The sequence below is a fragment of the Rhizobium sp. Root708 genome, assembly GCF_001429725.1.
GTDB lineage: Bacteria > Pseudomonadota > Alphaproteobacteria > Rhizobiales > Rhizobiaceae > Rhizobium.
In genome coordinates, this window is record NZ_LMHV01000002.1 from 186,045 (window position 1) to 204,714 (window position 18,670).

14 protein-coding genes are annotated in these 18,670 nt (G+C 61.6%); 2 read left to right on the forward strand and 12 right to left on the reverse strand.

The window, feature by feature from the left end; translation table 11 throughout:
* Positions 1-257 precede the first annotated feature (257 nt).
* A complete protein-coding gene (locus ASE04_RS03080; protein WP_056811783.1) occupies positions 258-1,043 on the forward strand; it encodes a pyrroline-5-carboxylate reductase in 786 nt (261 codons plus the stop codon).
* Here ASE04_RS03080 and ASE04_RS03085 read toward each other — a convergent pair.
* Positions 1,040-1,588 carry a cupin domain-containing protein gene (locus ASE04_RS03085; RefSeq protein WP_056811786.1) on the reverse strand — a complete coding sequence of 183 codons (549 nt, stop codon included), beginning with the start codon at positions 1,586-1,588 and terminating at the stop codon, positions 1,040-1,042. The two genes, ASE04_RS03080 and ASE04_RS03085, sit on opposite strands and share 4 nt — an antisense overlap.
* Before the next feature lie 142 nt (positions 1,589-1,730).
* Between ASE04_RS03085 and ASE04_RS03090 the strand changes: the two genes are divergently transcribed.
* Complete coding sequence (locus tag ASE04_RS03090; protein ID WP_056811873.1) at positions 1,731-3,065, forward strand: aspartate aminotransferase family protein; 1,335 nt, start codon at positions 1,731-1,733, stop codon at positions 3,063-3,065.
* Positions 3,066-3,176: 111 nt separating this feature from the next.
* On the opposite strand, the gene fabI is transcribed toward ASE04_RS03090, so the two are convergent.
* The 11 genes from fabI to ASE04_RS03145 form a co-directional block, all read right to left on the reverse strand.
* Positions 3,177-3,959 carry an enoyl-ACP reductase FabI gene (gene fabI, locus ASE04_RS03095; RefSeq protein ID WP_056811789.1) on the reverse strand — a complete coding sequence of 261 codons (783 nt, stop codon included), beginning with the start codon at positions 3,957-3,959 and terminating at the stop codon, positions 3,177-3,179.
* 32 nt (positions 3,960-3,991) lie between these two features.
* Positions 3,992-4,987, reverse strand: coding sequence for an acetate/propionate family kinase (locus ASE04_RS03100; RefSeq protein WP_056811793.1), 996 nt, complete (start codon positions 4,985-4,987; stop codon positions 3,992-3,994).
* A 4-nt stretch (positions 4,988-4,991) separates the two neighbouring features.
* Complete coding sequence (locus ASE04_RS03105; protein WP_274533859.1) at positions 4,992-5,966, reverse strand: phosphate acetyltransferase; 975 nt, start codon at positions 5,964-5,966, stop codon at positions 4,992-4,994.
* Positions 5,967-5,997: 31 nt separating this feature from the next.
* The gene (locus ASE04_RS03110; protein ID WP_056811799.1) at positions 5,998-8,247 is read right to left on the reverse strand and encodes a DUF3141 domain-containing protein; all 2,250 of its coding nucleotides are present in this window, start codon (positions 8,245-8,247) and stop codon (positions 5,998-6,000) included.
* 531 nt (positions 8,248-8,778) lie between these two features.
* Positions 8,779-10,860, reverse strand: coding sequence for an FAD-dependent oxidoreductase (locus tag ASE04_RS03115; RefSeq protein ID WP_056811803.1), 2,082 nt, complete (start codon positions 10,858-10,860; stop codon positions 8,779-8,781).
* A gap of 28 nt (positions 10,861-10,888) precedes the next feature.
* A complete protein-coding gene (locus tag ASE04_RS03120; protein ID WP_056811806.1) occupies positions 10,889-12,544 on the reverse strand; it encodes a GMC family oxidoreductase in 1,656 nt (551 codons plus the stop codon).
* Positions 12,545-12,563: 19 nt separating this feature from the next.
* Complete coding sequence (locus tag ASE04_RS03125; RefSeq protein ID WP_056811809.1) at positions 12,564-14,114, reverse strand: FAD-dependent oxidoreductase; 1,551 nt, start codon at positions 14,112-14,114, stop codon at positions 12,564-12,566.
* A gap of 112 nt (positions 14,115-14,226) precedes the next feature.
* Entirely contained in the window at positions 14,227-15,342 is a 1,116-nt protein-coding gene (locus ASE04_RS03130; protein ID WP_056811811.1) for an ABC transporter ATP-binding protein, read from the reverse strand.
* 3 nt (positions 15,343-15,345) lie between these two features.
* Positions 15,346-16,290, reverse strand: coding sequence for a carbohydrate ABC transporter permease (locus ASE04_RS03135; protein ID WP_056811814.1), 945 nt, complete (start codon positions 16,288-16,290; stop codon positions 15,346-15,348).
* Complete coding sequence (locus tag ASE04_RS03140) at positions 16,287-17,234, reverse strand: carbohydrate ABC transporter permease (protein WP_056811818.1); 948 nt, start codon at positions 17,232-17,234, stop codon at positions 16,287-16,289. Before ASE04_RS03140 ends, ASE04_RS03135 begins: the two co-directional genes overlap by 4 nt.
* A 153-nt stretch (positions 17,235-17,387) precedes the next feature.
* The gene (locus ASE04_RS03145; protein ID WP_443216841.1) at positions 17,388-18,635 is read right to left on the reverse strand and encodes an ABC transporter substrate-binding protein; all 1,248 of its coding nucleotides are present in this window, start codon (positions 18,633-18,635) and stop codon (positions 17,388-17,390) included.
* Positions 18,636-18,670 lie beyond the last annotated feature (35 nt).

Below are 18,670 nucleotides of genomic sequence, written 5' to 3' on the forward strand. Positions count from 1 at the left end.
CCGTGCTGACGTACTACTCGATTATATCGGGTGAAAATCGATACAAATAGCACCAGATACCGGCGCTGCGCCTGTCACAATGGCTTCACCGCGACCGCCTTCTGATTGCATAGCCAAATGAGATTGGGGCTTATCGCCTCGCGCCTTTCCGATACATAGTGTCGACAGCACCACGCCGAATAGTTAGATTGCGGCCAATCTTGTTGATCGGACCAGGCGATATCTCTCTTGGTCCCAATCGCGTGCGGAGTAGGCCCATGGCTGTAGAGAAAATAGGTTTCGTCGGCACCGGCGCGATCAGCGAGGCCATGGTGCGAGGCCTGCTGCGCGAGCCATCGGCCGTGCAAGAGGTGCATGTGTCTCCCCGCAACAGCGAGATCGCCGGGCGTCTTGCCGCCGAATTCAGCGCTATCCAGATCGCTCCGGACAATCAGGCCGTCGTCGACCGCAGCGAGGTAGCGGTCCTCGCGATCCGGCCGCAGATTGCCGAGGATGTCATCCGGCAGCTGCGTTTCAGAGCCGGCCAGCCCGTCATCAGCGTCGTCGCGGCAACGCAGCGCGACAGCCTGCTCGAATGGATCGACGCCGACGTCCATCTGGTTCAGGCAATCCCCTTGCCTTTTGTGGCCGACCGGCAGGGCGTGACCGCAATCTTCCCGCCCGATCCGGCGGTAGCGGCGCTGTTCAACGTACTGGGAAGTGCGGTCGAATGCGAAAGCAGGAAGGAATACGACTTGCTCGGCGCCGCAAGCGCGCTGATGTCGACTTACTTCGGCGTGATGGACATGGCTGCCACATGGCTCGAGGCGAACGGCCTCGATGCGAAGAAGGCCGGATCCTTTCTCGCGCCCTTGTTCGAAAGCCTGGCCCAGCGTGCAAATGTGTCCGGCGTACATGATTTCACCGAACTCAGCAGCGAATTTGCGACGAAGGGCGGCCTCAACGAGCAGGTCTTGGTCGATTTCGAGAATGCGGGTGCCCGAACCGGCCTGCATCGGGCGCTGGATCGGGTCTTTGCCCGCATCGAGGGCCGCGACAGCTAGAATGTCGGCGGCGTGCAGGCGCTGATTACCTCGCAGGGGACCGGACCGACGCAGCGGAACCGGTGCGGACGGCGGCTTTCGAAATAATAGGCGTCGCCCGGCCCAAGGACGCGCCGCTCGTTGTCGACCGTTACTTCCAGCCGCCCCGACAGGACAATTCCGCCCTCTTCACCTTCGTGCACGAGAGGAACCTTGCCGGTGTCGGTCCCGGGCTGGTAGCATTCCTTCAGCAGCTGCAGGCTTCGGCCGAACATGCTCTCGCCAACCTGCCGGTAGGAGATGCCCCCCTTGCCGATCTCGACGAGTTCCTCGGCAGCGTAAAAGGCCTTCTTCGGGGTTTCCGGCTCGAGCGAAAAGAACTCAGCAAGACCAATCGGAATCCCGTCGAGGATTCGCTTCAGCGCACCGACCGAAGGATTCGATGCGTTCGATTCAATGAGCGAGATCGTCGAATTGGGAACGCCGGTCTTCTTCGCCAACTCCCGCTGCGACAGATTGTGGGCAGTCCTGACGTAGCGCAGGCGATTCCCGATATCGAACGTCATCACGGCACCGTTTGTGTTGTTCAGAATAGCTCAAACGATAGCTACCAACTCTCATCTTTTCAATATGTTACAACAGTGAAGAAAAGGGCTTGTTCGCCAATTGGAAATGCCCGAATTGTTCATCAAGCCCAAGGAGAGCACGATGGATCAGATCAGCAGGACGAACGCCCCGATACTCGATAACTTCTGGATGCCGTTTACGGCGAACCGGCAGTTCAAAGAGGCGCCGCGCCTCCTCGCGTCCGCCGAGGGCATGTACTATACCGACGTCGACGGCAATCGTGTTCTCGATGGTACCGCAGGTCTCTGGTGCTGCAATGCCGGGCATGGCCGCAAGAAGATCTCCCAGGCGGTGGAACGACAGATCTCGACGATGGATTTCGCGCCGACGTTCCAGATGGGGCATCCGATCGCTTTCGACTTCGCCGCCAAGCTGGCGAAGATCGCCCCGGGCGGACCGGACGCGAAACTCGATCGCGTCTTCTTTACAGGCTCCGGTTCGGAATCGGTCGACACCGCCTTGAAGATCGCGATCGCCTACCAGCGCGCGATTGGCCAGGGAACCCGCACCCGCATCATCGGCCGGGAAAAGGGCTATCACGGTGTCGGCTTCGGCGGCATCTCGGTCGGCGGCCTCGTCAACAATCGGCGCATGTTCCCGCAGATTCCGGCTGATCACATGCGACACACGCTCGACGTCGAGCGCAACGCGTTCTCGAAGGGGCTACCTGAGCACGGCATCGAACTTGCGGACGACCTCGAGCGTCTTGTCCAGCTGCACGGCGCAGAGACGATCGCGGCTGTCATAGTCGAACCGATGTCCGGTTCGGCAGGTGTCATCCTGCCTCCGAAGGGCTACCTGCAGAAGCTGCGCGCGACGGCCGACAAGTACGGCATTCTCCTGATCTTCGACGAAGTCATCACCGGTTTCGGCCGGCTTGGAACGCCGTTCGCGACCGACTACTTCGGTGTCATTCCGGATCTCGTCACCACGGCGAAGGGTTTGACCAACGGCGCGATCCCGATGGGAGCCGTCTTCGCGAGCCGCAAGGTCTATGATGGCCTGATGGTCGGCCCGGAAAACGCGATTGAGCTGTTTCACGGCTACACCTATTCGGGCCACCCGGTTGCCTGTGCCGCTGGGATTGCGACGCTTGAGATCTATGAGGAAGAAGGGCTTCTTACCCGGGCATCCGACATCGCAGAGCACTGGCAGAATGCGTTGCATTCCCTCAAGGGCCACCCCCATGTCGTCGACATCCGAAACCTCGGACTTGTCGGCGCCGTGGAACTTGCCCCTCGCGACGGCGCACCGGGAACACGCGCCTACGATGTCTTCGTCGATTGCTTCAAGAAAGGCCTGCTGATCCGCGTGACCGGCGACATTATTGCGCTGTCGCCGCCGCTGATCGTCGAAACACAGCAGATAGACGAGATCGTCTCGGTGATTGGTGAGGCGCTCAAGCGCGCTGCATAATCCTGGTTGCCCGTGGCCGACACCGGCCGCGGGCTCCCAACCGCAAGGCAGCGTGCAAAGCACACCCAGCGGACTGCGAGGCAGGATCGGCTGTCGTGCGATACCGCCTTGCTAGTCGATGATGTGATATCCGCCATCAATGTAGATGGTATCGCCCGTTATCAGCCGGGCTGCATCGTGCGCCAGAAAGGCCGTCGCCATGCCGACGTCGTCAATGGAAACGAGGCTCCGGGTCGGAGCCGTTTCCTGCGCCTTGTTCAGGAGCTCGTCGAACTCGGGAATGCCTGACGCTGCCCGCGTCGCCAGTGGGCCTGGCGAGATGGCATGAACGCGAATACCCTTCGGCCCAAGCTCCGCGGCGATGTAGCGAACCGCACTCTCCAGTGCTGCCTTTGCGACACCCATGATATTATAGTTCTTCACCACCATCTGGCTGCCGTAATAGGTCATGGTGAAAAGCGAGCCTCCGCGCTTCATCAAGGGTTCGGCCAGATGTGCCATCCGGATGAACGACCAGCAGGAGATGTCCATCGTCTTCAGGAATCCGTCTTGCGGGACATCGACGACGCGGCCCTGCAGCGTATCCTTCGGCGAGAAGGCGATGGAATGGACAACGAAATCGAGCTCGCCCCACTGCTCGGCAATGCGATCGAAGACGGCCTCGAGCTGCCCAGGCACCGCCACATCGAGCGGCATGAAGATCGGCGCTTCCAGCGCCTCGGCCAAGGGCGCCACGTAGGGCTTGGCCTTGTCGTTGAGATAGGTCACGGCAAGCTCCGCGCCCAAGGCGCGAAATGCCCTGGCGCAACCCCATGCAATCGACTGATCGTTGGCGATGCCGACCACCAGTCCGCGCTTCCCTTCAAGAAGCTTGGCTTTCACTTCAGGGATCATCTCGGGCCCTCTCCTTGACTGTCCGGCGCGACCTACGCCGCGATAAGCGCGAGTGTATGTCGCGCAATCATCAGTTCCTCGTCCGTCGGCACGACAAAGATCGGAATCTTGCTGCTGCCGCTTGAGATCACGAGCTCGCCGGCTTCGTTCCGTGCAGGATCGAGCGACGCCCCCAACCATTCCAGCTTCCTGGCAATCCGAGCGCGCATCACCGGCGAATTTTCACCGACACCGGCCGTAAACACAAAGGCGTCGAGTCCGCCTAGCGCTGCCGCCAACGCGCCCGCGTTCAGGCCGATACGATGCACGAAATGGTCAAGTGCGAGGCTGGCGCCGGCTTCTTCGCTGGCAAGCAGGACGCGCACGTCGTTGCTGACACCGGAAAGCCCCTTGAGGCCGGACTCCTTGTAGAGGAGGTCCTGGAGCTGTCCGGCCGACATACCATGCTGCTGAAGAAGATAGAGCAGGACGCCCGGATCGATCTGGCCGCATCGCGTACCCATCGGAAGGCCGTCGAGGGCAGTGAAGCCAAGCGTGCTTTCGACACTCATGCCCTGATACAAGGCGCACATGGACGCGCCGCTGCCAAGGTGAGCCACGATCACCCTGCCCTTCCCCGAGCCAGGCGAAATCTCAGCAAGCCGGCCGGCGACATACTCATAGGAAAGCCCGTGGAACCCATAGCGCCGGACGCCCTCGTCGAAAAAACGCGCGGGAATGGCATAGTGATCGGTCATTGGGTCATGGCCGCGGACAACTCGGTGGCCCACGGCAATCAGCCGACCCGCCTGCCGCTGCCGCAGCAACTCCCCAACCAGACGCATCGCTGCCGGCAAATCCGGAACGACGTCGGCCGGGTAGGTTTCGTTCTCCAGGCGCTCGCCGCTCGGGCTCCTGATAGTGAGGTGCGGTGTAGTTCCGATCCCTTCCATCTGACCCTTCACCAGCCGCTCTAGCGACCCGGCGACAGCGAAGACCTCGAACTTGAGGCTCGAGGAGCCGGCATTCACTACGAGGATGGTGTCCATCGCGTCAGCCGCCCTGTATCGGAGCAGTGCGACGGCGTGCATCGCCGAGCAGGACCGCGACCGCGCATGAGGCGAGGCGGGCCCGAACCGAGTCCGCGCGTGACGTCAGGATGATCGGCACACGCGCGCCGAGCACGATGCCTGCGGCATCCGCCCTTGCCAGGAAGGTCAGGTTCTTCGCCAGCATGTTGCCGGCCTCGAGATTGGGGACCACCAGTATCTGTGCCCGCCCAGCAACCGCCGACTTTATACCCTTGATGCGGGCCGCCTCCGGATCGATCGCATTGTCGAAGGCCAATGGACCGTCCAGTATCCCACCGGTAATCTGCCCGCGCTCTGCCATTTTGCAGAGTGCGGCCGCTTCGATGGTAGAAGGTATCTTCGACGTGACGGTCTCGACGGCAGAGAGGATCGCGACACGCGGTTCGCCGAGCCCGATCTGGATGAAAAGATCAATAGCGTTCTGAATGATGTCGCGCTTGGCATCGAGATCCGGCGCGATGTTGATTGCTGCATCGGTAATGAACAACGTTTCGGAATAGTGCGGGACATCCATGACAAAGACATGGCTGATCCGGCGTGCGGTTCGCAGTCCCGTTGCCGAGGATGTCACGGCCCGCATGAGCTCGTCCGTGTGCAGGCTTCCCTTCATCAGCAGGTCGGCACCGCCTTCCCGGATGATCTCCACCGCCTTGGCCGCCGCGGCATCGCTGTGCGGGGTATCGACGAGTTCGAGGGAAGAAATATCAAGGTCGTGCGAGCTTGCAACCGCTCGCACCTTTTCTGCCGGGCCGACAAGGATCGGACGCATCAGCCCCACCTCGGCCGCCTCGACCGCACCGCGCAGCGACGACTCATCACACGGATGAGCAACGACGGTTCGCATCTGCGCGACCTCTTTTGCCTTCTCGATCAGCCGTTCGTACTTCTGATGACGGCCGGCTTCTTCCGCAATGCTGTCCGTGTCAGGCATTTGCACGTGCTCCGTTCCGAGGGCAAATTGTCGCTGATTAGTTTGCGCGCCTAACAGCCTTCAACGGTGTCGGCTTGGCCGGCGTCGAAGCAGGCCCGACTACCGGCTCCGAGGGCAGGTCGAAGAATCCCACGATCCTTTGCCAACGCCGTTCCGCCTCTTCCGAAAGCGGCCCACGGGCATTGAGAACCTCCTTGAGGGACGCCAAGCCTTCCCGGCGAGCATTTTCGTCGGCCGGCAGCAACTGGCGAATTGCGCCGACCGCTGCCTCCTCGTCGATGACCAGCATGAGGAACTGGTCGCGGATCAGCCCCTTGAATTCCGCAAGCGTCATTGACGGCATATCGTCCCTGGCTTTCCGCATCCTGCGGATCGCTGCAAATCCGCGCTCGTCTGCTGTTCCGCTTGCCATCGCGACATAGAGCAAGCTGCGCGCGAGGGCTTCTCTAAGCCCACCCACGCCGATCTGCGCCTTGAGCTCACCGATCCTCGTCTTCAGAACTTGGCGATGAAGAGCGGTCTTGCTGGCGCGGCGCTGCGAGGTTGCATCGGAGGGATCGATACCGACGGCTGCCTGCAGGAGCGGCGAGCCATAGACAGAAAGGAACGTCGCCTCACTGAGGATCTCCATTCCTTGACGCCAGGCCTCCAGCCCCTCGACGATCTGACGGGAAAATGCTTGCTGGAGGCCAAGGAAGGGATTCCCTGCGGCAGCGGGACGCCTCTCCTCCTCGATATCGCCGGCAAGGTCCGCGATGGGCGCCATCAGCGGATTGATGTCGGAAAAGAACTCGTATTGCAGCCTGAGCGGATGCATGTCGCGGAAGCCATTTGCGACCCATTCCGGCACCATCGCCCGGACGAACGGCTGCATGAAGGTGCGATAAAGCGACAGGTTGATCTCCGATACCTTTGCGACGGTGGCAAAGCGGCGGTCATCGGCGGCGCTGTTGCAGCCGAGCGCCCTGATATCATCGAGCGTCCTTGCTTGGCAGCGCATGATCCAGTCACCCTCGACGAGGTCACCGCCGATAGTGTCGTCGGTCCGCGCTTCGAAGGTTGCCTCATAGAGGCCCGGCGGCAGCGCATCGATGAGGTCGATGTTGCTGGAAAATTCCCCGTGCTCTTTCCGGGCAACGCTCGCGGACACAAAAATCCCGAGATGGCCGATAGTTTCGTGGACCGTGTAGACGATCGTCTGCCCGTGCGAGCGAATTTCGTTCACGTCATCGTAGAGATCGAGTATCCATCCAAGCGCCTGCGCGGGTGGCGTGACGTTATCCCCTTTCGAGCAGAAGACGACGATCGGCGCACGGATATTGCGAAGATCGACTGCCTCGCCATTGGAAGCCTCGATCCGCCCCGAGGCGAGATTGTTGCCGACGAAGAGTTCGTCGACGATGAACTGGATTTCGTCCGCATTGAGGCTGACATGCCCGCCCCACCACTGCTCGAAGCCGAGATAGCGCGGGGCCTCGGTGTCGATCTTTGAATAGAGGTTATACTGCTTCGTCCAGAGCGTGTTGGCCGGGTTCTGGTTCTCAAAGTTCTGAACCAGCCAAGCGCCGTCGAACTGCCCGCAACCCAGATCGCTGGTCAAAGCCGTGAGCCAGCTGCCACCCAGCAATCCGCCGGTATAGCGCATCGGATACCTGCCGCGCTCGCCAGCCCAATAGGATAGCGGCGCCCCTGCAATGATGATCGATCCGAAGAGGTCCGGTCGCATGGCGGCGAGCATCATGACCGCCCAACCGGCCTGGCAATTGCCGATAACGCAGGGCTTGGCGTCCGCCTGCGGATGCAGCGCAATCACAGTTTCCAGGAAGCGCGCTTCCGCCAGCGCGATATCCTCGATCGTCTGGCCGGCCACTGGTTGTGGCAGGAAACCAATGAAATAGCATGGATGACCGGCTTTCAGGGCAACGCCGATTTCGCTGTCAGCCTTGAAGCCGCCGATGCCGGGCCCGTGCCCTGCTCTTGGATCGACAACGACGAAGGGCCGGCGTGTCTGGTCGACGTCTACCCCTGCTGGCGGAACGATCCGCACGAGCGCGTAATTGACGGGCCGATCCAGGGTGCGCCCGTCAAGGACGATTTCCGGCATGAAACTCAAGACATGGGGGGCAGTCATTTCGGCATGGGCCCGATACTGGTTTCCGCGCTTGCGCATGACATCCAGGAACAGGACGCTGCGCTGGGCAGCATCCAGGGCATAGTCAAAAACATAGCCGGCTGGGCCAAGTTGAGCGACAAAATCAACCGTGGGAAGATAGGAAGAGTACCGCATGCCAAAGCTCCCTCGTTCACCCTCTTGTCGAGAGTTAGGTTCCTATACTCAGGATAGTATTCTCGCTCTGCGTCCGCTCTGTGAAAGCGCGGACGTCCCATCACCCGCCGCCGCTCTTAGCACTTGCAGCATAAGCATGCCGCGTCGCCGCACCAACGTATTTTACGGTAGCATACGCGGCGTTTGGTTCGCCGGCTGAGGAGCATAATCCAAGGGAATGACCGGCAATGCGTCGCCGCCCACCCCGATGACGTGGGCGAATGTTCAGAAGTAGCTTAAAACGATCCCGCGCCGGTCATCGACGAGTATGTGCGAACACTTCGCGCCAGGCCCGGGCGCTATGGGACGCTGTTCGCAGTCTCCGGGCCGTATTGGCCGGCTTTCGCCCCTGCTTGTAAAAGCATATTGCCGTACACGACCTCAGTTGCCGTGATCATCCAGCGCTCGGAAAACGACGATGCTCTTGGAGTGTCGGAACAATATCGCGCTATCGTAGCTACGACCTCGACGGAGCAGCGCACCCGCCCTCAATCAACGACCATCGAGGTCGTAGATCCGGCCGGTCAACCATGCCGGCCAATCCCGTTCGAAGAACGATCTGCTGGTCTCGTCGAAGGTCCGATTGGGACGCGTCGATATCTGCAACGCCTCTCCGTCCCATCGCACCACGATCTGCTGGTGGCGATCAGAAGCGTTCTCTTCGCGAAAACGGAACTCTTCCAATGGGCCCGAGCGACCCAATGGCAAAGCCGTGCCCGCGCGATCGCATATTGCGCGTGCGCCGCGGCTTCCGCCACCCTTCGATATGTAGCTGTCCAGTGCCGAAAGCACCGCTTCCGAAGCCAAGGCCATCTGACGCCATTGCAGAGCGCGCGCCGCTTCCGCCGCGCGCTCGCAGGCAATCCCATTTCGCCCGATGTCGGCGTTGAGGCTTCGAGCCTGGCTCAGGGCTTCCCGGACATTTTCGCCATCGCAGATCAACCCAGCCTTGTCGCTCATGCGCGCCTGCACGTCTTGGCGGACGGACTTCGCGTTGAGCGGACTGTCATCCTTGAGAACAGAGAGAATGCCACGAATACAGGCCTCGGCGATCTTGGCGATATCCCCGGCAGCTGCCGTTCGGGCTCTGCTGCTCGCGTTGATGTGTTCCGCAGCCCGCGTCCCAAACACCTGGCCGGCATTGAGGGCCGCACCTCCTGGCCGCGTCACACCATGGGTTCCGGCCGCCTCGCCAACGGCATAGCAGCCCGCAAGGCTGCTGCGTCCCCATGTGTCGACCCTGATACCGCCGTTCATGTGTTGATTGTTGACCGCAAATTCCAGCGGAGCAGCAGCGATATCGACCTTGTATCGCCGGTAAAGCTCGATCGCCAAAGGGTTCATATGACGCAACCTGTCGATCGGCAGCGTCTGCCCCGCCCCTGCATTGCTGAGGTAGGCCGTGACGTCGTCATCGAGGCGTCCAAGATCGAACGGCAAGTCACCGGCAACGGGCAACGGGTTCCGGTTGAAGTCCATGAACACGCGGCGGCCGGCGGCAGTTTCCCGGTAGATCGCCAGATCGACGAGGCTTGAGCCGAAATCCAGCATCCGTGTCGAATGAAACGGCCACTGGTAGCCCTTCCGGAACACATTCGAAGCCAGCTCCTGCGTGCTGCGGTAGTGGTCTGCGAGGAAGTGGTGCTCCTGTCCCTCGGCATCCACCGAGTAGATATGAGGCATCGCCTGGACATAGGTGCCGGAGAGATTCCACGGGAAACCCTCTCGCCTTGTTCCGATGCCAAACTGGCTCTCGGTCAGATTGACCAGCTCGATGCCTGCCTCAAGTGCGAGCCCGAGCGATCCGAAGCAGCCGTTCGGATAAACGCTGTCGCGATAGAGTTCTCCCGGCCCACCGGCGGCGAGCACGATCACCTGGCTTGCGAACAGCGCGATGCCGAGCGGATTTGCCTCCGTCCTGTCATGCGCGCGGATCGCGACGACGCCCACGGCTCTCCGCGCGTCCTGTGCACCTTCCATCAGGATCTGTAGGGCGGTCGTATGGTTATAGAACGGAATATCGAGCCGAATGGCTTCCTCCGCCAGGACCTTGACCATCAAACGCGAGGTTCGCGGTCCGCAGCTTGTCGCCCGACCCACTTCGTCATGGTCGGTCTGATACCGCAGCGTGCCGCCGAGGGGATTCTGGGGCAGTGGCAGGCCGAGATATTGCAGCGACGCCATCATGCGACCAGACCCGATCGCCTCCACGTAAGCCGTGTCCTCGTCCATCGCGCCGCCGGCACGGATCGCTCGCGCCATCGCCTTGTAATTGTCGCCCTGATCGGCAGTGTTGGCCGTGTGCAGCGTTTGCTTGTCGGAGCCTGAGCACGCAGACGTGCCTCCCCAGGCACTCTGACTGAGGATCACGACATCATCGCCGCGACGCTTCAGTTCGACTGCAGCACGAAGACCGGCTGCACCCGAACCGACAACCACGCAGCCGGCACGATAAACCGGCACTGTAATGCCAGCCAGGTTCGCTGTCTCGAAAGGCTCGCGTTCCGGCTTCAACCGGGGCATATCGACATCGGTAAGGGCGTCGAGAATATCCTGTGCGACATCGATGCTCATGGCCGTTTCATCCCTCGCTTCTGCCTGCCTAGCGAACACTGGCGCGTGCCCTTGGGCGCGTCTCGTTGCGCTCGTCGGCGAAGATCACCGCAGGAAGCGGCGGGAGCCCGCGAATGATATCGGACCCTTTTTCGCCGACCATGATCGTCGGCGCGTTGGTGTTGCACGAGGGCACGCGCGGCATCACGGAGGAGTCGCAGACCCGCACCCCCTCCAGACCGTGAACCTTGAGGTCGAGGCCGACGACAGCGTCGGCGCCCGTGCCCATCTTGCACGTGCCGACGGGGTGGTGGTCGGTTTTGGCGTTGGCGCAGCCATAGTCGAACAATTGCTCGTCGGTTGCGACCTTCGACCCCGGCAGGCGTTCAGCGAGCACGTAGGATTTTAGAGCTGCCTGCTGCATGATCTCTCGCGCGATCTTCAGCCCCTCGAGAGACATCTCGCGGTCGTGGGGTTCCGACCAATAGTTCGGATCGATCAGGGGTGCGGCCGCGGGATCGGCAGCCGACAACCGAACAGTGCCGCGCGATCTTGGATGCAGATAGGCGGAATTGAGCGTCACTCCGGCATTCTTCAGGCGTTCGACACCGGCCTCGATGCCCGATCCCAGACCAAGATGAAACTGGATGTCGGGCGAGCGTGCGTTCGGGTCCGCGTACCAGAAACCACCGGTCTCAAACAGCGACGAGGCGACCGGCCCCGTGCGAAACAGCGCATACTGGATACCAGCCCACAGCGTCCTGTGGAGTTTCGCCACCCCGTCATAGGTATGGTCACCGGTGCATTCCGAGATCACGAAGAGGTCGAGATGATCCTGCAGGTTCCCCCCGACACCCGGCAGGTCGTGCGCGACCTTAACGCCGACCGATCGCAGGTGGTCGGCCGGACCGATACCTGATTGGAGCAGCAGCTTGGGCGAACCGATCGCTCCCGAGGAGACAAGCACTTCGCGTTCGGCTCTCAGGATTTCAACACCGTTGCGATCGATGACTTCGACACCCACGGCCCGCGTCTTCTCGATGACGATGCGCGACACGCGCGACCCAAGCCGGATGGTCAGGTTCTTCCGATCCTTGATCGGGGAGAGGTAGGCAAGCGATGCCGAGGAACGGCGCCGGTTGCGTTGCGTCAGCTGGTAGAAGCCGACGCCGGCCTGCTGGCGGCCATTGAAATCATGATTGTAGGGAATACCAAGTTCCTGGCCGGCCCGGATATACGCATCGCAGATCGGCAAGGGCGAGATCGGCATGGAAACGCCCAGTGGACCGCCATAGGAGTGATAGTCGTCGGCGAAGCGCTGGTTGTCTTCCGCCCGCTTGAAATAGGGCAATATCGAGCGATAGTCCCAGCCCTCGCAGCCGTCTTCGTCGGCCCACAGATCGTAATCCGCCGCGTTGCCGCGCGTATAGAGCTGGGCATTGATCGAAGAACCGCCGCCGATCACCTTGGCCTGGGTATACCGTAGCACCCGGCCCTTCATGTGCTTCTGCGGCACGGTCTCCCAGCCCCAGCTCGCCACGCCCTTGGTCATCTTCGCAAAGCCTGCGGGCATATGGAACAGCGGATTCCAGTCGCCGCCACCCGCTTCGAGGAGGAGCACGTTGACGTCAGGGTCTTCGCTCAGCCGGTTTGCGAGCACACAACCGGCGGGACCGGCGCCTGTAATAATATAATCGAAACGCATCTTCTTGCCCTGTTGAATGCTAAAACGATTGCTCGGCAGGACCCGTCGGCACAGCCACAGACGTGTCGGCTCCCAGGTCCTTTGAAGCGATATGATTGGCGACCCGAAGCGCCTGGCTGGCGATCGTCAGCGCCGGGTTCACGGCCGCTGATGTCGGCAGGAAGCTCGCGTCGACGACGAACAGATTCTGGTGGTCGTATGCCCTGCAGAAAGGGTCGAGCGGAGCTGAGGCCGGATCATTGCCGATGCGGACCGTTCCGCATTGATGCGAGGGCGTCCGCTTGTCAAACGCTCGCGATAGGACAATCGGAAAGCCGATCGACCTCAGGATGTCCTTCAGCTTGGCGACAAGAGCGAGATGTGCCGCCCAGTTTGTCCGCTGCCACTGCAGGACGATGCGATCGCCATCGACCATCACCCGGCTCTCCGGATTGGGCACATCCTCGCTCATCGCGTAGAAATCAACGGTATGTTTCGTCAGCCGCTCTAGTATCCATTCGGGAACGCGGGGCAGCGAGCCCTTGAGGATCTTGCCTGAGACGCGACCGAGCAACTGGACGTTGCCGAGCGGCGGCCCGCCGTCGCCGTCAGACAGATAGAAATCGTTGAATGCGAGTGTTTTCTGATAGATGGAGGTATTCTTGAACTTTGGTGATACGCCGATCACCGCCGACGAGTTGTGGTTCATGAAGTTGCGGCCAACCTGGTCCGACGAGTTCGCCAGACCGGTTCTGAAGCGATCGTTGGCCGAACGCAGCAGCAGGGCCGAAGACTGCACGGCCCCGGCTGCTAGGATGACGATGCGAGGCGACACCGTCTGCGTCCTGCCTTCGGCGATATAGACGACAGACTCTATGGCATCGCCGTTGCCCGTTTTGAGCGCGATGACGCGCGCGTTCGTCTGGAGCCGGACGTTGGGATATTTCAGGGCAACGGCAAGGGCTGCCGTCTCCGCATCCATCTTCCCGTCCTGTGAATTCGGATGGGCATCCCATGGTGTCTTCGCCTTGGCGAGCCACCGATCGATATCGATGCCAAGCGGCAGCGAGAACGGATGCAATCCCCTTCTTTTCAAACGAGCGCGCAAATCCGCGATCGGCGGCTCGTCAGGAACCGGTGGATAGTCGTACCCGCCGGAATGGTGGGGTTCGGTCGGGTCTTCGCCAATAGCACCGCGGACCTGATAGAGAGCCTCGGCCTTGCCGTACCACGGCGCAAGCACCTCGTAGGGGAACGGCCAGGCTGGTGAAACACCCTCCTGATGCACCATCTCGTCGAAGTCTTCCCCACGATATCGTGACAGCACCGCTCCGAAGAACTTCGAGTTGCCGCCGACATTGTAATAGTTGCCGGGATTGAACCCCGCGCCACCAGCCTCGTACCACGTCTCTTTCGGGCGAAAGTGGCCACGCTGGAAAATTGCTCTTTGATCCCTGTTCTCCGGGCGATCGGCAATATGGTCGCCCGCCTCCAGGATCAGGATATTAACGCCGGTCGCGGCTAGCCCGGCAGCGACGGTTGAACCGCCGATGCCTGAACCGATGATGACGATGTCTGGGGTGACGTTCATGGCAATTGCAGCCTCAAGCTATCCGCACCTGGCTTTCGGGATCGAAGAAGACGGCCTTGTCGAGATTGAATGCGAGGCGTGCGGTTTCACCGGCTCGGATGCGGGCNCAGCCTCAAGCTATCCGCACCTGGCTTTCGGGATCGAAGAAGACGGCCTTGTCGAGATTGAATGCGAGGCGTGCGGTTTCACCGGCTCGGATGCGGGCGTCGGCCCTGAGCCTTGCGACCACCTCCTTGCCGCCGAGCTTGGTGACGGCGAAGGTGTCGGATCCGGCGGGTTCGACGACATCGATCAGGCAGTCGTTTTCGCTGACGAACCGGGCATTCCGGTCAGCCCCTTCAGGGTCGGTCAAGGCTTCCGGCCGGATGCCGAAGATGACGTTGCGGTTCGCGTAGTTCGACAGCGACATCATCGCCGGCGAGACCGGAAGCTTCATCGCCTCGCCACCCGCCCGTTCGAGCGAGACGACGAGCCCGTTCTGCTCCTTGACGATTGTTCCTGCGAGGAGGTTCATCGCCGGTGATCCCATGAAGTCGGCGACGAAGAGGTTCGCCGGGTTGTTGTAGATCTCGGCGGGGGTGCCGAACTGCTGGACCTCGCCGTCGCGCATGACGGCGATCTTGGTGGCCAGCGTCATCGCCTCGATCTGGTCGTGGGTGACGTAGACGATGGTCTTGCCCGTCGTCTGGTGCAGGCGTTTGATCTCGGTGCGCATGTCGACGCGCAGCTTGGCGTCGAGGTTCGACAGCGGCTCGTCGAACAGGAACAGCTTCGGATCGCGCACCAGCGCCCGCCCCATGGCGACGCGCTGGCGCTGGCCGCCCGACAACTGGCTCGGCTTGCGCTCGAGCAGATGGCCGATCTGCAGCACCTTGGCGACCTTGTCGATCGCCTGCTTGCGCTCGGCGGCCGGCACGCCGCGCATCTCCATGCCGAAGGCGATGTTGCCTGCGACCGTCATGTTCGGATAGAGCGCATAGCTCTGGAACACCATGGCGATATCGCGCTTGGAGGGATGCAGGTCGGCGATGCTGCGCTCCTCGACCCGGATGTCGCCCTCGGTGATCGTCTCCAGCCCGGCAATGGTGTTCAGCAACGTCGACTTGCCGCAGCCGGACGGCCCGACCAGGACGAGGAAGCCGCCCTTTTCCAGTTCCAGATCGATCCCCTTGAGGATTTCAAGGGCGCCGAAGCGCTTTCTGAGGCCGGTGATCTTGAGAAAGGTCATGGTTTATCCTTTGACGGCGCCCGCCATCAGTCCGCGCACGAAGTAGCGGCCGGCGAGAATGTAGACGAGGAGCGTGGGCAGCGCGGCAATCATCGCCGCCGCCATGTTGACGTTGTATTCGACCACCCCGGTCGAGGTGTTGACGACGTTGTTCAGCGCAACCGTCATCGGCATGACATCCCCGGTTCCGGCATAGGCGGAGGCAAACAGGAAGTCGTTCCAGATGTTGGTGAACTGATAGATGACCGTGACGACGATGATCGGCAGCGAGTTCGGCAGCATGATGCGGCGGAAGATCTGGAAGAAGCCGGCGCCGTCGACCTGGGCCGCCTTCACCAGTTCGCTCGGGAAGGCCTCGTAGTAGTTGCGGAAGAACAGCGTCGTGAAGCCCAGCCCGTAGACGACATGGACGAACACCAGGTTGACGGTCGAATTGCCGAGCCCGAAGGAGAAGCCGGTCAGGTTCTGCAAGGTGACGCCGAAGCGCCCGAGGCTGCCGAGGATCGTCGCCATCGGCAACAGCACCGACTGGAAGGGAATGAAGCAGGCAAACAGCATCAGCCCGAAGACCAGCGTATGGCCGGGGAAGCGCCATTTCGTCAGGACATAGCCGTTGAGGGCGCCGACCAGGGTGGAGATCGCCACCGCCGGCACCACCATCTTGATCGAGTTCCAGAAGTAACCCTTGATGCCGGCGCAGGTCAGGCCGACGCAGGCCTCGCCCCAGGCCTTGAACCAAGGCTCGAGCGTCGGCGATTGCGGCAGGGCCAGCATGTTGCCGTTCTGGATCTCGTCCATGGTCTTGAACGAGGTGACCAGCATGACGAACAGCGGCGTCAGGTAGAACACGGCAAAGCCTATCAGCAGTCCGTAGATGACGACACGGCTGATCCAGCGGCTGCCTGCGGTGCTGCGCGACGGCGCCAGCGGAGTGGAGAGCGCGCTCATCGGGCCTTCTCCTTCAGTTCGGAATAGAGGTAGGGAACGATGATCGCCGAGATCGTCATCAGCATGATCACCGCGCTGGCGGAGCCGACCGCCATCTCGTTGCGCTTGAAGGTGTATTCGTACATGAAGTTGGAGGGCAGCCATGCCGAGCCGCCGGGCCCGCCAGACGTCAGCGCCACCACCAGATCGTAAGACTTGATCGCCATGTGCGCGAGCACGATGAAGGCCGACAGGAAGATTGGTCTCAGCAGCGGGATGACGATGCGGCGATAAAGCTGCACCGTCGTTGCCCCATCGATCTGGGCCGCCTTCATGATCTCGCCGTCGATGCCGCGCAGTCCCGCCAGGAACATAGCCATCACGAAGCCCGACGCCTGCCAGACGCCGGCGATGACCACGGTGTAGATGACGAAGTCCTTGTTCTTGATCCAGTCGAAGTGGAAGCTTGTCCAGCCGAGCTGGTGCAGCGTCTGTTCGAGCCCGAGGCCGGGGTCGAGGAACCACTTCCAGGCAACGCCCGTGACGATGAAGGACAGCGCCATCGGATAAAGAAAGATCGGCCGCAGGATGCCCTCGCCGCGGATCTTCTGGTCGAGCAGGATCGCCAGCAGCAGGCCGAGCCCCAGGCAGATCCCGATATAGAGGACGCCGAAGATCCCCATGTTGGTGATCGAGGTGTACCAGCTGGACGGCGGATCGCTCTCGAAGGTCCACCGCCAGAGGCGCTGGTAGGAGCGCGCCCCTGTTATCGCGTAGGACGGAAAGGTCTTGGAATTGGTAAAGGACAGATAGATCGTCCAGAGGATGAAGCCGTAGACGAAGATGACGGTGATCGCGAAGCTCGGCGCAAGCACGATCTTCGGCAGCGCGTCCTGCATCCGCCCTCGAATGGAAGCTCTTGTCCCGCGCGTGATGGCGGGTTCTGTTGTCGCAACAGAACTCATTGGCATTCTCCAGAAAGGCACTTTCTTCAGAAGGTACTGGCTTCAGAAAGACACTGGCGAGCGCACCTTCCCCGACGGTTGCCGGAGAAGGGCTCGTCATTGACGCCAGGGACTGACCTGGCGACTTACTTGGCCCGGCTTACTCGGCCAGACTTACTTGGCGTCGTCGATCGCCTGGACGAGCTGCTTGACTGCTTCGTCGGAGCTCTTGATCTGGCCGTGCACGAACTTCGACACGACGTCCTTGTAGGCATTGGCGATCGCCGGAGGGGCGCCATAGCCCTGGGCCAGCGAACCGAACAGCGTGCCGCCGTCGTTTGCCGCCTTCAGATCCGCGATCCCCTTCTTGCCGCAGGCGTCGAAGTCGGTATCGGGAACGTCGGTGCGCGCCGGCACCGAGCCCTTGACGACGTTGAAGGCCGACTGGAAGCTCTTCGACAGCGTTGCCGTCGCCAGCGCCACCTGCGCCGCCTTGCGGTCGTCGGGAACGTTGAACATGCCGAACATGTCGGAGTTGTAGATCACACTGCCGTCGGTGCCGGGGAAGCGGTAGCACAGGAAGTCGCTGTCCGGCTTCTTCTTGGCCGCCACGAACTCGCCCTTGGCCCAGTCGCCCATCACCTGCACCAGCGCATCGCCCTTGATGACCATGGCGGTCGCAAGGTTCCAGTCACGGCCGGAGAAGTTCGGGTCGACGTAGGTGACGATCTTGGCAAGATTGTCGAACGACTTCTTCATCGTGTCCGACTTCAGCGATCCCTCGTCGAGGTCGTTGAAGGCCTTCTTGTAGAACTCAGGGCCGCCGGTCGACAGCACGATCGAGTCGAACATCGTCGCTTCCTGCCAGTTCTGGCCGCCGAGCGCCAGCGGCACGACACCGGCCGCCTTCGCCTTGTCGAGAAGCGCGATCAGGTCGTCGAAGGTCTTCGGCTGCGTGCCGCCGATCTTGTCCATCACAGCCTTGTTGATCCACAGCCAGTTGACCGAGTGCACGTTGACGGGGGCCGCGACCCACTTGCCGTCATAGACCGAGAACTTCTGCAGCGCCGCCGGAACCGACTTGTCCCAGCCTTCCTTCTTCGCCGTCTCCGTCAGGTCGCCCATCACGCCCGCCTGGGCATAATCGAGGACCGTGTAGCCGAGCATCTGCGATGCCGTCGGATAGTTGCCGGCCGCAACCATCGCCTTCAGCGCCGTCATCGCCGCGTCACCACCGCCGCCGGCAACCGGCACGTCCTTCCACGCATATCCCTCCTTCGAAAGATCGCCCTTCAGCACGTTCAACGCAGCAGCCTCGCCGCCAGACGTCCACCAGTGCAGCATCTGCACTTCCTTCACGTCAGCCGCATGCGAAACGCTCGCCCCAAGCAAAAGCAATCCCGCAAGCGCCGTCGAACTCATCAACTTGACCATGCCATTCCTCCCATCGTGCAAGT